The organism is Nonomuraea sp. NPDC049714 (assembly GCF_044465295.1).
Taxonomy (GTDB): domain Bacteria; phylum Actinomycetota; class Actinomycetes; order Streptosporangiales; family Streptosporangiaceae; genus Nonomuraea.
On sequence record NZ_JBITLM010000001.1, the window covers coordinates 1,239,919 to 1,254,851 of the forward strand.

The 14,933-nt window shown below is 71.3% G+C and carries 14 protein-coding genes; 6 read left to right on the forward strand and 8 right to left on the reverse strand.

Going from position 1 to position 14,933, the window contains the following annotated elements; all coding sequences use genetic code 11:
* Nucleotides 1-5 precede the first annotated feature (5 nt).
* Nucleotides 6-995, reverse strand: coding sequence for an aldo/keto reductase (locus ACIBQX_RS05945; protein WP_397001059.1), 990 nt, complete (start codon nucleotides 993-995; stop codon nucleotides 6-8).
* Between the two features lie 115 nt (nucleotides 996-1,110).
* Here ACIBQX_RS05945 and ACIBQX_RS05950 point away from each other — a divergent pair, with 115 nt between their 5' ends.
* Nucleotides 1,111-1,950 (forward strand): deoxyribonuclease IV, encoded by an 840-nt coding sequence (locus tag ACIBQX_RS05950; RefSeq protein WP_397001061.1) that lies wholly within the window; start codon nucleotides 1,111-1,113, stop codon nucleotides 1,948-1,950.
* Between the two features lie 301 nt (nucleotides 1,951-2,251).
* Here the strand turns inward: ACIBQX_RS05950 and ACIBQX_RS05955 are convergent, their stop codons facing one another.
* The 5 genes from ACIBQX_RS05955 to ACIBQX_RS05975 form a co-directional block, all read right to left on the reverse strand.
* A complete protein-coding gene (locus ACIBQX_RS05955; protein ID WP_397001063.1) occupies nucleotides 2,252-3,919 on the reverse strand; it encodes a hypothetical protein in 1,668 nt (555 codons plus the stop codon).
* Nucleotides 3,916-4,206 carry a hypothetical protein gene (locus ACIBQX_RS05960; protein ID WP_397001065.1) on the reverse strand — a complete coding sequence of 97 codons (291 nt, stop codon included), beginning with the start codon at nucleotides 4,204-4,206 and terminating at the stop codon, nucleotides 3,916-3,918. Before ACIBQX_RS05960 ends, ACIBQX_RS05955 begins: the two co-directional genes overlap by 4 nt.
* Nucleotides 4,203-4,943, reverse strand: a complete 741-nt coding sequence (locus ACIBQX_RS05965) for a LytR/AlgR family response regulator transcription factor (protein ID WP_397001067.1) — start codon at nucleotides 4,941-4,943, stop codon at nucleotides 4,203-4,205. Before ACIBQX_RS05965 ends, ACIBQX_RS05960 begins: the two co-directional genes overlap by 4 nt.
* A gap of 66 nt (nucleotides 4,944-5,009) precedes the next feature.
* Complete coding sequence (locus ACIBQX_RS05970; RefSeq protein ID WP_397001069.1) at nucleotides 5,010-6,152, reverse strand: sensor histidine kinase; 1,143 nt, start codon at nucleotides 6,150-6,152, stop codon at nucleotides 5,010-5,012.
* A gap of 67 nt (nucleotides 6,153-6,219) precedes the next feature.
* A complete protein-coding gene (locus ACIBQX_RS05975; protein WP_397001071.1) occupies nucleotides 6,220-6,816 on the reverse strand; it encodes a molybdopterin-dependent oxidoreductase in 597 nt (198 codons plus the stop codon).
* Nucleotides 6,817-7,091: 275 nt separating this feature from the next.
* On the opposite strand from ACIBQX_RS05975, the gene aroF reads away from it, so the two are divergent.
* Nucleotides 7,092-8,120 (forward strand): 3-deoxy-7-phosphoheptulonate synthase, encoded by a 1,029-nt coding sequence (gene aroF, locus ACIBQX_RS05980; protein WP_397001072.1) that lies wholly within the window; start codon nucleotides 7,092-7,094, stop codon nucleotides 8,118-8,120.
* Nucleotides 8,121-8,133: 13 nt separating this feature from the next.
* Here aroF and thiI read toward each other — a convergent pair whose 3' ends face one another.
* Nucleotides 8,134-9,330, reverse strand: a complete 1,197-nt coding sequence (gene thiI, locus ACIBQX_RS05985) for a tRNA uracil 4-sulfurtransferase ThiI (protein WP_397001074.1) — start codon at nucleotides 9,328-9,330, stop codon at nucleotides 8,134-8,136.
* Between the two features lie 215 nt (nucleotides 9,331-9,545).
* Between thiI and ACIBQX_RS05990 the strand changes: the two genes are divergently transcribed.
* Nucleotides 9,546-10,547, forward strand: a complete 1,002-nt coding sequence (locus tag ACIBQX_RS05990; RefSeq protein ID WP_397001076.1) for an MHYT domain-containing protein — start codon at nucleotides 9,546-9,548, stop codon at nucleotides 10,545-10,547.
* A 64-nt stretch (nucleotides 10,548-10,611) separates the two neighbouring features.
* Nucleotides 10,612-11,466, forward strand: coding sequence for an MHYT domain-containing protein (locus ACIBQX_RS05995; RefSeq protein WP_397001078.1), 855 nt, complete (start codon nucleotides 10,612-10,614; stop codon nucleotides 11,464-11,466).
* A 124-nt stretch (nucleotides 11,467-11,590) separates the two neighbouring features.
* Here ACIBQX_RS05995 and ACIBQX_RS06000 read toward each other — a convergent pair whose 3' ends face one another.
* Nucleotides 11,591-12,616 (reverse strand): 6-phosphofructokinase, encoded by a 1,026-nt coding sequence (locus ACIBQX_RS06000; RefSeq protein WP_397001080.1) that lies wholly within the window; start codon nucleotides 12,614-12,616, stop codon nucleotides 11,591-11,593.
* A gap of 115 nt (nucleotides 12,617-12,731) precedes the next feature.
* On the opposite strand from ACIBQX_RS06000, the gene ACIBQX_RS06005 reads away from it, so the two are divergent.
* Together ACIBQX_RS06005 and ACIBQX_RS06010 are read left to right on the forward strand one after the other, a co-directional pair.
* On the forward strand, nucleotides 12,732-14,195 hold the full coding sequence (locus ACIBQX_RS06005) for an FGGY family carbohydrate kinase (RefSeq protein ID WP_397001082.1): 1,464 nt from the start codon (nucleotides 12,732-12,734) through the stop codon (nucleotides 14,193-14,195).
* A gap of 96 nt (nucleotides 14,196-14,291) precedes the next feature.
* Nucleotides 14,292-14,831: a DinB family protein gene (locus ACIBQX_RS06010; RefSeq protein ID WP_397001084.1), complete on the forward strand. Its 540-nt coding sequence runs from the start codon at nucleotides 14,292-14,294 to the stop codon at nucleotides 14,829-14,831.
* The last annotated feature ends 102 nt before the right edge of the window (nucleotides 14,832-14,933 follow it).

A 14,933-nucleotide genomic window follows, 5' to 3' on the forward strand; every position in this document is an offset into this window, starting at 1 on the left:
GTCTGTCAGCGCTCACTGTCGAGGTGCGCCAGCATGGGGACCGGATAGCGCTCCCCGGCGGCCGCGTCGGCGGGCACGGCAGCCTCGATGCGCCCGGCTTCCTCGGCGGTCAGCGTCACGTCGAGCGCCCCCAGCGCCTCGGCGAGCCGGTCCCGGCGCCGGGCGCCGACCAGCGGGACGATGTCGTCCCCCCGCCCGAGGACCCAGGCGATGGCCAGCTGCGCCACGGTCACGCCCTTGGCGTCGGCGATCTCGCGCAGCGCCTCGGTCAGGTCGAGGTTGCGCGCCAGGTTGTCGCCGGAGAATCGCGGGCCATGGGCGCGGAAGTCACCCGGTGAGAGCGTGCGGTCCTTGGCCCAGTGCCCGCTCAGCAGCCCGCGCGACAGCACGCCGTACGCGGTGATGCCGATGCCGAGCTCACGGCAGGTGGGCAGGATGTCGTCCTCGATCCCCCGCGACAGCAGGGAGTATTCGATCTGCAGGTCGGCGATCGGGTGCACGGCGTGCGCGCGCCTGATCGTCTCGGCTCCGACCTCCGACAGCCCGATGTGCCGTACGTGTCCCTTCTGCACTTCTTCGGCGATGGCGCCCACGGTCTCCTCGATGGGCACCTGGGGGTCCACCCTGGACGGGCGGTAGACGTCGACGTAGTCGGTGCCGAGGCGGCGCAGGGTGTAGGCGAGTGCGGTCTTGACGGCGGCCGGACGGCCGTCGTAGCCGAGCCAGTCGCCGTCGTAGTCGCGCTGCGCCCCGAACTTGACGCTGATCCGCACCCCGTCGCGGTCCCGGCCGTCGAGCGCCTGGCGGATGAGGAGCTCGTTGTGTCCCATCCCGTAGAAGTCGCCGGTGTCCAGGAGATGGACCCCCGCGTCGAGCGCGGCGCGAATGGTCGCGATCCCCTCGCCCTCGTCCGCCGGTCCGTAGAGGTCGGACATGCCCATGCAGCCCAGGCCGAGAGCGCCGACCTGCGGCCCGTTCTTTCCCAGAGTTCTCATACCGTGAAGTATGGCCTATCAGATGACAGATTTCAAATTCTGTCATTAGATATCCCTCAGGACCTTGCCTGACCTGCGCGGGAGTGCCGGCGATGGGCCTAGACTGGGTGGCACCATGACCTCAAGATCTCTCATCGGCGGACACGTCTTCGTCACCGGCGGCCTGGCCAAGGGCGGTCTCGCCTACATGGCCGACATCGGCGCCGAGATGATCCAGGTGTTCGTCACCAACCCGCGCGGCTGGGCGCTCACCCCCGGCAAGCCCGAGCAGGACGCCCAGCTGCGCGAGGCGGGCGTCGACACCTTCGTCCACGTCCCCTACCTCGCCAACTTCGGCTCCCCCACCCCCGAGACGCTGGCCGGCTCGGTCGCGCTCGTCCGCCACACCCTGGGGCGCGGCGCCGACATCGGGGCCAAGGGAGTCGTGGTGCACACGGGCTCGGCGGTGTCCCAGTCCCGCGACGACGCGCTGCGCCAGTTGCGCGAGCACCTGCTGCCGCTGCTCGACGAGATCCCGGACGACGGGCCCGACCTGCTGCTAGAGCCGATGGCGGGCCAGGGCGCGATGCTCTGCGCCACCGTGCAGGACCTGGAGCCCTATCTTGACGCCCTGGAGTGGCATCCCCGCGCGGGCGTCTGCCTCGACACCTGCCACGCCTTCTCGGCCGGGCACGACCTGACGGCCGAGGGCGGCGTCCAGGAGACGTTCGACCTGCTCCACAAGATCGCGCCCGGACGGCTCAAGCTCATCCACGCCAACGACTCCAAGGACGCCTGCGGCTCCAAGAAGGACCGCCACGAGAACATCGGCGCCGGCCGGATCGGCGCCGAGCCGTTCGCGGAGCTGATGCGCCACCCCGCCGTGGCGGGCGTGCCGATCTGCATCGAGACCCCTGGCAAGGCCGACGAGCACCGTGCGGACATCGAGACGTTGAAGCGGTTGCGCGACGGCTGATCCGCCGGGCGGGCCAGGCGTGACAGGGGCGCCCGCGCTCGCGGTCCGACCGCCCCCGTTTGGCCGGATCGCGGTCCGATCCCCGGCCACGGCGGGCGCCCCTTCACGTGGTCGGCAGCGGGCCCAACCCCCCGGTCGAGGGCCCGACAGCCGTGGCGGCCAGTGTGGCCACCATGGATCCAGCGCGTTCGGCGAGAGCCTTGCGGCTCCCCTCCTGCTGCGCCGGAGTGGCTCCGATGCCGAAACACTACGGTTGCGGCCTTCCGCACGACACCCCGTTGACCGCCGCCTCGCCAAACGGTCAGTAGTCATCGATATGCGGGACGCGCCCGGACGGTGAGCGGTCATCGCCGGGCGACGAGCGGTCGCCTCCGGCGCCCTCAGAAGGCTCCGGCAGATGCATTCTGGCCATCATCCGGCCCACTCCCCCGGGCACCCGACCCGGCGTGACCAGGGACATCACCACCATCACGGCGAACGCGAGAGGCACCGCCACCGACGCGGGGTGGGAAGTCGGCACGCCCATGTTCACGCCCGCCTGTTCGCACACCACGAGCGCGGCGGTCACCCCTCCGCCCGCCAGCGCCCCGGCCAGCACGCCGGCGTCGGTGAGCCGCCGCCACCAGATGCCGAGCAGCAGCAGCGGGCAGAAGGTGGCCGCCGACAGGCTGAAACCGAGCATCATGAGCGGCATCGAGCCGCCGGGGTCCGTGGCCGTGGTGAGGCCCAGCGCGGTGACCGCCACGGCCAGCACGGCGCCGCGGAAGACGCTGACTCCGGTGGCCCGCGAGACACAGGACGAGATGGCGCCCCCGACCGCGCTCAACACCCCGCACGCGGTGGCCAGGAAGGCGACGAACGCGCCGGCGGCCAGCAGCCCGGTCAGCAGCTCGCCGGCCGACCCGGGCAGCATCCTGGCCGGCAGCAGCAGCATGATCTCGTCCATGACGTCGCCCTTCGGCTGAACGGGCGATCCGATGAGCGATTGGACGGGCGACTGGAAGGGCTGGACGGGCTGCTGGACGGGCTGCTGGACGGTGCTCAGCACGCCGTAGAGCGGCGGCACCACGCAGAACAGCGCCAGCGTCGCCTGCGCCGCCACGATGGAGCGCCTGGCCTCGTGGCCGTCCAGGCTGACGTGAAGCCGGACGATCACGTGCGGCAGGCCCATCGTACCCAGCGCGCACGCCAGAAGGACCATGAGCGCTCCCGGCACCAGTCCCGCCATCCCGTCGTAGCCGCCCGGGGACCCGCCCGAAGCCCCTCCGGCGCCGTACGACGACCCGACGGCGCCGTACGATCCGACGGCGCCGTCCCAGAGCCCGCCCGGCAGCCCCGTGACGAAGGCGGCGACGTCGCCGGACGGCTGGTCGTGCCACCAGACCGCCCACAGCACCACCCCGACGCCGAGGAAGATCACCAGTTTCAGCCAGTACTGCGACGCCTGCACGCTCGTCACGCTGCCCGTCCCCCCGGCCAGGGCGATGGCGACCCCGGCCGAGGCCAGCGCCGCCCACCCGGCCCAGGCGGGCAGCCCGGTCAGCAGCCGCATCACCACCCCCGCCGCGTGCAGCTGGGCGACCAGGAACGCCATCCCGATGACCAGCGAGAGCGCCGTGGTGAGGCACCGCAGCGGCACCGACCCGAGCCGCCACTCGGCGAAGTCCGGCAGCGTGTAGGTGCGCGAGCGGCGCAGCGGCGCGACGACGAGGGCGAGGACGAGGACGAACCCGCCTGCGACGCCCGCCGGATGCCACACGCCGCTCGCGGTGCTCAGCCCGGCCAGCCCCAGGCACACGGCGGCCGAGGTGAACTCGGAGCTGATCGCCGCCCCGTTACGCCACGGCCGCACCGCCCGGCGGGCGGCGTGCAGCTGGGCGGGGGCGGTGTAGCGGCGCGGGCGCGCGGCGCTCACGGAGATGCCCAGCAGCACGATGAAGGCGGTCCAGGTCAGCACCGCGACGGTCATCGTTCGAGTCGCTCCGCGCGCTTGAGATGGTGTACGGCCAGCGCCACGAGGGCGGGCTGCACCGCCAAGGTCATCGCCACCCAGGCGTCGGGGGCGCGCAGCCAGAGCGCGGCGGCGGGCAGCCCGGCGAGCGAGGTGAGCGCGGCGGCGATGGTGGCCAGCGCCTGGCGTAACTGCCGGGAGACGAGCTCGGCCACGTCGGGGGCCTCGCCCTCGGGGGTGAAGGGACCGCTCAGGCGGCCGGCCACCCCCTGGCGGCGGGTCACCGGCACCCGGCGAGCGGTCACGAGATCACTCCTCTGTGCTGGCGGACGAGCTGCTCGCGCACCTGGCGGCTGTGTCTCCTGCTGACCTGCAGGACCTCGCTGCCGACGGTGACCGTGACCCGGCCGCCCTCGAACCTGAGCTCGCTGACGTGGCGGGTGGAGACGAGTGTGCTGCGGTGCACCCGGATGAAGCCCGCCTCCGCCCAGCGCCGCTCCAGCGCCGCCAGCGACATGCGCACCAGATAGCTGCCGTCGTCGGTGTGCAGGCGCACGTAGTCGCCCTTGGCCTCGGCGAAACGGACCGCCTGCTGCGGCACGAACCTGGTGCGGCCGCCGAGCTCGACCGGGATCACGTCGTCCTGGCCGGGCTCCACGGCGGGGGCGGCGGCCACCTCCAGCCGGCGCACCGCCTCCGCCAGCCGCTCCGCCCTGACCGGCTTCAGGAGGTAGTCGACGGCTTCGAGGTCGAAGGCCTGCACCGCGCACCGGTCGTGGGCGGTGACGAAGACCAGTTTCGGCGGGCTGGGGAACCCGCCGACGAGCCTGGCCAGGTCGAGGCCGTCCAGGCCGGGCATCCTGATGTCGAGGAAGATCGCGTCGAGCCGCTCTCCGCCGCCCATCATCTGCACCATGTCCTGCAACGCCGCGACGCCGTCGCAGGCGGTGATCACGTGCTCGACCCGGCGGTCCTGGCGCAGCAGGTAGGCCAGCTCCTCCAGCGCGGGCTCCTCGTCGTCCACGGCCAGCACACGTAGCATGACCCCTACGCTGCCGTATGAAGTCAAAGGTCACAACCCCTCCCGCCACTCTGAGTAAAGATTCGGTCACATAGAGCCGAGTTGTGCCTTGGGCACCCGGAGCCGCACCCTGGTGCCCGCGCCCAGGGCCGTCTCCACCACCAGCCCGTAGCCATCGCCGTAGATCTGGCGCATGCGCAGATCCACGTTGGCCAGGCCGATGCCGCTGCCCTCGCGGGTGGGGTCGTCGTCGAGCACCCGCCTGGCCCGCTCGGGGTCCATGCCGGTGCCGTCGTCCTCGACGGTGATGTGCGCCTCCGGGCCCGCGTCGCGTGCCACCACGCGGACCTCACCGATGCCGCCGCGGCCTCGCATGCCGTGCTTGATGGCGTTCTCTACCAGGGGTTGCAGGCACAGGAACGGCACCGGCACCGGCAGCACCTCGGGGGCCACCTGCAGGCTGAAGCGCAGCTTGTCGCCGAACCTGGCCCGCTCCAGCAGCAGATAGCGGTCGACGCAGGTCAGCTCGTCGGCGAGGGTGGTGAAGTCGTGCGCCTTGGACAGCGCGTAACGGGCGAAGTCGGCGAAGTCCAGCAGCAGCTCGCGGGCGCGCTTCGGGTCGGTGCGGACGAACGACGCGATCGTGGTCAGCGCGTTGTAGACGAAGTGCGGAGAGATCTGGGCGCGCAGCGCCCTCATCTCCGCCTCGAGCGCGCGCCGCCGCGAGGAGTCGAGCTCGGCCAGCTCCAGCTGGCCCGACACCCAGCGGCCGACCTCGGTGACGGTCCGCACCAGACCCGCGCTCAGCTCCTCGTCGAAGACCGCCAGCGCGCCGACGATCGTGCCGTCGACGGTCAGCGGCACCACGACCGCGCCGTACGGCTCGCCGGCGAACACCTGCGCGCGTCCGGAGGCGAGCGTGGTGCGGGCGTAGCCGAGGACCTCGTCGGCGCAGGGGCCGTCCCAGGCGAGCGCCGTGTCGGTGGAGGTGATCGCGACGGCGTAGGTGCCGAGCAGGGCGTGCAGATGGCGTACGGCCTTGCGGGCGGAGTCACGGGTGAGCCCGGTGCGGAGCGCGGGGGCGGCCATCGCGGCGAGATGCAGCGTGGCGAAGGTCGCCTGGTCGTTCCAGCGGCAGTCGAGCCGGGTGCGGCGCCGCGCGACCCGGCCGAGCGTGTAGCCCAGGGCGAAGGCCAGGCAGGCGAGCGCCACGCACACGGTGGTCAGCATGCGGGCAACCGTAGCCAACGACGCGGTGTGTCCGGGCGGAAACTCTGCGTTGCCCTCCGGCGTCCTCCTAGGCCGGGCCCTCCCCTGGTTCTTCCTGGTAGGAGTAGCGCTGCTCGCGCCAGGGGTCGGCGACGTTGTGGTAGCCGCGCTCCTCCCAGAACCCGCGGCGGTCGTCGACCAGATACTCGATGGCGCGCACCCACTTGACGCTCTTCCACGCGTACAGGTGGGGCACGATGAGCCGCACCGGGGCGCCGTGCTCGGCGGTGAGCGGCTCGTCGCCGAGGTCGGTGGCCAGCAGCGTGCCGGGGGCGGTGAAGTCGGACGACCTGAGGTTGGCGCTGTAGCCGTACTCGGCCCAGATCATCACGTGCCGCACGCCGACGGCGGGCGGGACCGCCTCCAGGATGGTGGCCGGGGTGACGCCGCGCCACTCCAGGCCCATCATCGAGAACTTGGTGACGCAGTGGAAGTCCGCGGTGACGCTCGTCCGGGGCAGGCGCTCGAACTCGTCCCAGCCGAAACCGTGCTCCCGGCCCGAGGCGGTGGCCCCGAACACGCGGAAGTCCCAGGTGTCCGGCTTGAACGAGGGGACCCTGCCGTAGTGGACCACGGGTAGGCCGCGGGGGACGTACTGGCCTGGAGGCAGGCGTGACTCCGCCACGATCACTCTCCTCACGGGTCTCGCGGTCTTGACCATCCTGCCACCGGGCCGAGGCCGGTTCGCCAGCGGGTTGGGGTGCGCTACTATTGGCGCACTATGCGCACCGCGTTCGTGTTTTGGTATGGCGACGGACCTGTTGGTCGGACCGTTCGCCACCTGACGCTGCGCTAGCAGACAGGCGAACAGAAGGCCCCGGGTCCGAACGGACCCGGGGCCTTCTGCGTTTTCCAAGGGTTTTTTCCAGGGTTTTCCGAGAGCTCTCCAAAGGAGAAGACATGGTCATCGTGATGGGCCCCGAAGCGACCGGCGACGACGTGGTCTCGATCGTCGGCGTCGTGCGGACGGCGGGAGTGGAGGCGTTCGTGAGCAAGGGCGTCAAGCGGACGATCATCGGCCTGGTGGGCGACGTGACGCAGCTCGACCCGGCGAGCCTGCGTGGCATGCCGGGGGTGCGCGACGTGATGCGGGTGTCGACCCCGTACAAGCTGGTCAGCCGGGAGAATCATCCCGAGCGCTCCACCGTGCATGTGGGCGGGGTGCCGATCGGCCCGCAGACGGTGACGCTGATCGCGGGGCCGTGTGCGGTGGAGACGCCCGAGCAGACGCTCCTGGCGGCACGGATGGCGCAGGCGGCGGGTGCGACGCTGCTGCGCGGCGGCGCCTACAAGCCGCGCACGTCGCCGTACGCGTTCCAGGGGCTGGGCGAGCGCGGGCTGCGGATCCTGGCCGACGTGCGCGAGGAGACCGGCCTGCCGATCGTGACGGAGGTGGTCGACGCCAACGACGTGGAGCTGGTCGCCTCCTACGCCGACATGCTGCAGGTGGGCACCCGCAACGCGCAGAACTTCGCGCTGCTGCAGGCCGTCGGGGCGGCGGGCCGGCCGGTCATGCTCAAGCGCGGCATGAACGCCACCATCGAGGAGTGGCTGATGGCGGCCGAGTACATCGCGCAGCGCGGCAACCTCGACGTGGTGCTGTGCGAGCGGGGCATCAGGACGTTCGAGACCGCCACCCGCAACACCCTCGACGTGTCCGCCGTCCCGGTGGCGCAGCGCCTGTCGCACCTGCCGGTGATCGTGGACCCGTCACACTCGGGCGGCCGCCGTGACCTGGTGCTGCCGCTGACCCGGGCGGCCATCGCGGTGGGCGCGGACGGCGTCATCATCGACGTGCATCCGCACCCGGAGCAGGCGCTCTGCGACGGCCCGCAGGCCCTGGTGGACACCGACCTGGGCGAGCTGGCGCAGGTCATGCGGGACTTCCCGGCGATGCTCGGCAAGTCGGCCGCACCGGCCTTCAGCTAGCCGGCGCCCCCGGCTAGAGGGTGTACTCCTGGATCGAGTCGGCGAGCTGGACGGCGAGTTCCTCGGCGTCCAGCCGCTTCTCGATCTGCTTGAGGTCCGCGATCTTGGCCCGGGTCTCGGCGCGCTTGGGGGCGAGCAGGCTGCAGCAGTCCTCGTCGGGCAGCTCGGAGATCGCCAGAGTGTCGATGCGCCGGGCCTCGGCCATGATCTCGGTCTTGTCCCAGCCCACCAGCGGGCGCAGGATCGGCAGCTCGACCGCGTGGTCCTGGGCGGTGATGTTGGTCAGGGTCTGCGAGGAGACCTGGCCGAGCGCGTCGCCGGTGACGAGCGCCGTGGCGCGGATGCGGTGGGCGACCTCCTCGGCCGTCTTCAGCATCAGCCGCCGCTGGGTGATGACCGCCAGCCGGTCCTGGCCGGAGTTGCGGATGGACTGCTGGGCCTTGCCGAACGGCACCACCCACAGGCGCGAGCCGCCCTGGAACCGGTCGAGCTTTCGGACCAGCGCGTAGGCCTTGTAGATGGACTCGGAGGTGCTGAACGGGATGCCGGAGAAGTGCAGGAAGTCGACGTGCAGGCCGCGCCGCATCATGCGGTAGGCCGCGACCGGTGAGTCGATGCCGCCGGACATGAGCACCAGCGCCCGGCCGCTGCTGCCGACGGGCAGGCCGCCCTGGCCGGGCAGGCCGCCGGTGAAGACGAACACCTCGTCCCGGTCGACCTCGATGGACAGGGTCAGCGCCGGGTTCTTCAGGTCGACGGGCAGGCCGTACTCGTCGTTGATGGCGCCGCCGACGAGCCGGTCGAGCTCGTTGGAGCGCAGCGGGAAGCGCTTGTCGCGGCGGCGGGAGCGGACCGCGAACGACTGCTTGCGCTTGACCTCCTCGCGCTCGCCCACGAGCTCCAGGCCGGCCTTGAGCACGGCTTCGGGGTCCTTGGCGACCCGCCAGGCGGGGTGGATCCAGACCAGTCCGGGCACGTCGGCGACGCGCTCGGCCACGGTCTGCGCCTGCTCGGCGGTGGCGCCCTCGGGCAGGAAGATCGCGATGACGCCGTGCCGCTTACGCACGTCGAGCTTGATGCCGAGCTCCCGGAGCGCGTCGCGGATGTTGCTGATGAGGCGGCGTTCGAAGACTTCGCGGTTCTTGCCCTTCAGGACGATCTCGCCCAGCTTGAGCAGAACGCATGGCTCGCCCAGGGCGGACATCGTCATGGTGGAACCTCCGGGAAGATGGGGAATGCGCCGCTGGTACCAACGCTTCGGTGCATCGAGTTTAGTCCGGCTCCGGCGTCCGTTCGATGCCCCGAGCAGCCATGAGCACTTCTCACATTCCCGACACTCAGATTGACAGATAGTCGAGGTATCCATGCGTAAGGGACAGGTCCCCTGGAAGAATCCGGAGACCCCTAATGCAAGGAATCTACTGAATGTCGGCTGTTGACCATTTCACCCACGGTCTGCTCACCCCGGTCCTCGCCTACGTGATGTCCTGCGTGGGCTCGATGCTCGGGCTGCGGCTCACCGCGCAGGCCCATGCCTCACGAGGCGGCGCGCGGATCCGCTGGCTGCTCGGGGCGGCGGTCTCCATCGGTGGCACCGGCATCTGGGTCATGCACTTCATCGCCATGATGGGCTTCGAGGTCGAGGGCACCCAGATCAAGTACGACGTCCCGCTGACCGTCGCCTCGGTGATCGTCGCCATCGTGGTCGTCGGCACCGGCCTGTTCCTCGTCTCCTACGGCCGGGGCCGGCTGCTCCCGCTGCTCGGCGGCGGCGTGCTGACCGGGCTCGGCGTGGCCAGCATGCACTACCTCGGCATGTACGCCATGAACATGTCCGCGCACATCTCCTACGACCGCACCCTGGTGATCGCGTCCGTGGTCATCGCGGTGGTCGCCGCGACCGTCGCCCTGTGGTTCACCCTCCGGGTCAAGAGCCCTGTCTGGATCACCGCGGCGGCCATGGTCATGGGCCTGGCCGTGGCCGGCATGCACTACACCGGCATGTTCGCGCTGATCGTCACGCCGACGACGCAGCCGGGGGACGTGGGCGGCGCCGACGCGCTCGACTTCCTGGTGCCGCTGATGACGGTGATCAGCCTCATCACGCTCACCATGCTGCTCATGGTCATCCTGTCGCCGTCCGAGCGGGAGCTGAGCGAGGACGCCGAGCTGGTCGCCCGCCTGGAGCGGCGCCGGCGGGCCGCCGAGGAGCAGCAGTTCGCCTACCCCGCTCCGCCCTCGCGACCCGCTCCGGCCCCGCGCCCGGGGCCGGTCATGCCCGCTCCCACGCCCTACGAGCCGCCTCACGGGCCGCCTCACGGGCCGCCTCACGGGCCGCCTCACGGGCCGCCCCCCGGGTACGGGCGTCAGCCCGGCTATCCCGCGCCCTCTGACCAGCAGGTTCCGACGCGTGGTCGTCGCCCGTAGTTGGTTGGTTGCGTTCTCCACCGCCTGCCCCGCATACTCCGATCATCGCGATCGAGGGGGAGGCATGTCCGCTATTGATCACTACGCCTACGGGTTGCTGACACCCGTCGTCGCGTACGTCATCTCCAGCGTGGGCTCCATGCTCGGCCTGCTCCTCACGTCACGCGCGCGCCTGGTCAGCGCCAAGGAGAGCCGCTACTGGCTGACGGGGGCCGCCGTCGCGATCGGCGGCACCGGCATCTGGACGATGCACTTCATCGCCATGATGGGATTCGCGGTGCACGGCACGGCGATCCGCTACGACGTGCCCCTCACCGTCGGGTCGGCGATCATCGCCATCGTGGTCGTCGCCGCCGGCCTGTTCCTCGTCCGGCAGGGCGGCGAGCGGCCGGGGTTCCTGTTCGGCGGTGGCGCGCTGACCGGGCTCGGCGTGGCCGGCATGCACTACCTCGGCATGGCCGCGATGAACATGTCCGCCCACGTCTCCTACGACCCGCTGCTCGTGGCCGCGTCGGTGCTCATCGCCGTGGCGGCGGCGACCACGGCGCTCTGGTTCACCCTGCGGGTCCACGGCGCGCTGCGGATCGGCGGCGCGGCGCTGGTCATGGGCGTCGCGGTGACCGGGATGCACTTCACCGGCATGCACGCGATGGCGGTGGAGGTCCACCAGGAGCCGATGCCGATCACCGGGGCCAGGCCGATCGACTTCATGCTGCCGGTGATCGTCGGGATCAGCATGATCACCATGGGGCTGCTGCTGGCCCTCCTGCTCTCCCCGTCGGAGCGGGAGCTCCGCAGGGAGCGGGAGTTCCTCGACCGCCTCCAGAGGCGCCGGGACGGCTCCGTGGCCCCGGCGACCGGCGAGGGCGCGCCGGAAGTGGATCTCTTCGGCACGCCCCGCGGTCCAGCTATCTCTTAGGTACGGCTTGCGGCGCGTGGTGGGCCGCCGACTCTCCGCGGCGCAAGCCGTACCCTGAGGGGGGTTTCAGCGGTAACCCCGCTGGTCCTCAAGCTACGGCCGCCCGCTTGCAAGCCGCTTACAATCAGCCGAAGAACACCTCGGCCTCGGCGTAACGCGACACCGGCACGGTCTTCAGCTCGGCCGTCGCCTCGTCGAGGCCGACCCGGACGATGTCGGTGCCGCGCAGCGCGACCATCGTCCCGTACTCTCCCTCGTGCACCGCGTCGATCGCCTGCAGCCCGAACCTGGTGGCCAGCACCCGGTCGAACGCGGTGGGGGTGCCGCCGCGCTGGATGTGGCCGAGCACGGTGGTGCGGGCCTCCTTGCCGGTGCGCTTCTCGATCTCCTTGGCCAGCATCTCGCCGATGCCGCCGAGACGTACGTGCCCGAACGCGTCGAGCTCGCCCGCCTGCAGCTCCATCTGCCCCTCGATGGGGTGCGCGCCCTCGGCCACGACGAGGATCGGCGAGTAGCGGGTGCGGAAGCGCGACTCGACGTACTCGCACACCCGGTCGATGTCGAACGGCTTCTCCGGGATGAGGATGACGTTGGCGCCACCGGCCATGCCGGCGTGCAGGGCGATCCAGCCGGCGTGCCTGCCCATGACCTCGCAGATCAGCGCCCGGTGGTGGGACTCGGCGGTGGTGTGCAGCCGGTCGATGGCCTCCGTGGCGATGTTGACGGCGGTGTCGAAGCCGAAGGTGTAGTCGGTGCCCGACAGGTCGTTGTCGATGGTCTTGGGGACACCGACGACCTGGACGCCGCGGTCGAACAGCTGCCGGGCCACGCCGAGCGTGTCCTCGCCGCCGATGGCGATCAGCGCGTCGACCCCGCTCGAGGCGAGGTTCTCCTTGATCCGGTCGACACCGCCCTCGATCTTGATGGGGTTGGTGCGCGACGAGCCGAGGATGGTGCCGCCTCTGGGCAGGATGCCGCGTACGGCCTGGATGTCCAGCGGCATCGTCTCGCCTTCGAGCGGACCTCGCCAGCCATCACGGAAGCCGACGAACTCGTGGCCGTAAACGCTCACGCCCTTCCGGACGACGGCTCTGATCACAGCGTTGAGACCGGGGCAATCGCCACCTCCGGTGAGCACTCCGATACGCATGACGGGTTCCTCCCGATGGGGTTCACGACCAGAATCGCATTGTGCCCGTACCGTCGGGCACTGGTCTAGACCAAACCAGAGCGTACCGACCGAAACCAGTGCTGGAGGCGATTTCGTGAGCGTGTTGGCCATCGACGCGGGAACGACGGGGGTCACCGCATTGGTGGTGACCGAGGACGGCCGGATCGAGGCCCGCGGATATCAGGAATTCGCCCAGCACTTTCCCGAACCCGGCTGGGTCGAGCACAATCCCGAGGATATCTGGCAGGCCACGCTGAGCGCCTGCTCGGCGGCCCTGGCGGCGGCCTCGGCCATCCCGGCCTGCGTCGGGATCACCAACCAACGGGAGACGGCGGTGCTGTGGGACCGCCGGACGCTGGCCGCGCCGCGCCGCGCGATCGTCTGGCAGGACCGCCGCACCGCCGCGATCTGCGAGGACCTGCGCTCGCGGGGCCACGAGCCACGCGTGTCCGAGCTGACCGGCCTGCGCCTGGACCCGTACTTCACCGCCTCCAAGCTCGCCTGGATCGCCGCGCACGACCCGCGCGCCTGGCAGGGCGTCACCTCGGGCCAGGTCGTGGTCGGCACCGTCGACTCCTACCTCATCACCCGCCTCACCGCGGGCGCGCGCCACGTCACCGACCCGTCCAACGCCGCGCGCACCCTGCTGTACGGCCTGAGCTCCGGCGCGTGGGAGCCGGAGCTGTGCGAGCTGTTCGGCGTGCCGGAGGCGGCGCTGCCGTCGATCGTGCCCAACTTCGGCCCGATCGGCCGGACGGATCCGGCCGCGTTCCTCGGGCTGGACCTGCCCATCAGCGGAGTGGCCGGCGACCAGCAGGCGGCGCTGTTCGGGCAGACCTGCTACGGCGTGGGCGAGGTGAAGTGCACCTACGGGACGGGCTCGTTCATCCTGACCAACACCGGCACGGAGATCGTCCGCTCACAGGCGGGGCTGCTGACCACGGTCGCCTGGCAGGCGCCTTCGGGCGAGCGCACGTACGCGCTGGAGGGGTCGATCTTCGTGACCGGGGCCGCGGTGCAGTGGCTGCGTGACGGGCTCGGCCTGATCGGCACGGCGGCCGAGTCGGAGGCGGTGGCGCGCACCGTGCGCGACAGCGGCGGCGTGGTGTTCGTGCCCGCCCTGACCGGGCTCGGCGCGCCCCACTGGGACCCGCGGGCGCGCGGCCTGATCACCGGGATCACCCGGGGCACGACCAGGGCGCATCTGGTCAGGGCCACCCTGGAGGCGATCGCGTTCGAGGTGCGGGACGTGGTGGAGGTGATGACGGACGGCACCCCGCCGGTGCTCAAGGCCGACGGCGGGGCCAGCGCCAACGACCTGCTGATGCAGCTCCAGGCCGACCAGCTCGGCACGGCCGTGGAGCGGCCGTTGATCCAGGAGACCACGGCGCTGGGCGCGGCGTTCCTGGCCGGGCTGGGCGCCGGGGTGTGGGGCTCGCGCGACGAGTTGCGCAAGACCTGGCAGCTCGACCGCCGCTTCGAGCCGGGCGGGCGCGACGACGAGGCGTACGAGCGGTGGCGCGCGGCGATCGACCTGGCCACGGCCCGTCCGTCGTGACGATCCCCGGCCGGATCGACCCGGCCACCGCCCGTCCGTCGTGACGGTTTCTGGCCGGGCGGTGAGCTCGCCGGTAGACCGGTAGACTCGCCGCCCGTGATCCTCCTCGATGAGCAGGGCCGTCCCGAGCCTCCCCCGGCAGCCGACGAGACCACCATGCTCCTGGCCTTCCTGGACTACCACCGTGCGACGCTCGCGTGGAAGTGCGCGGGGCTGGACGAGGCCGGCCTGAGCGCCGCCATCGCCCCCTCGCCGATGACCCTCGGCGGGATGCTCAAGCACCTGGCCCACGTCGAGGACTCCTGGTTCTCCCGGTGGCTGCACGGGCACGACCGGCAGCCGCCGTGGGACGCGGTGGACTGGGCGGCCGACCCCGACTGGGCCTGGCACTCGGCCGCGCAGGACACTCCCGAACACCTGCTCGAGCTCTGGCAGGACACCGTGGCCCGTTCCCGCACCCTGGTCGCGGAGGCGCTGGCAGACGGCGGCCTGGAGCGTCCGGCCCAGCGCTCCTGGCCCGATGGCCGGACGCCCAGCCTGCGGTGGATCCTGCTGCACATGATCGAGGAGTACGCCCGGCACAACGGCCATGCCGATCTGCTCCGGGAGTCGGTGGACGGGGCCACCGGGGAGTAACGCCCATCGTGGTGACTTCTCAGCCGCGTATCTCCAGGTCGCGTATCTCCAGGTAAAGAGCCGTCCTGGTCAGCGGTGGGTCTTCCGGTCCGTGCGGGGTGA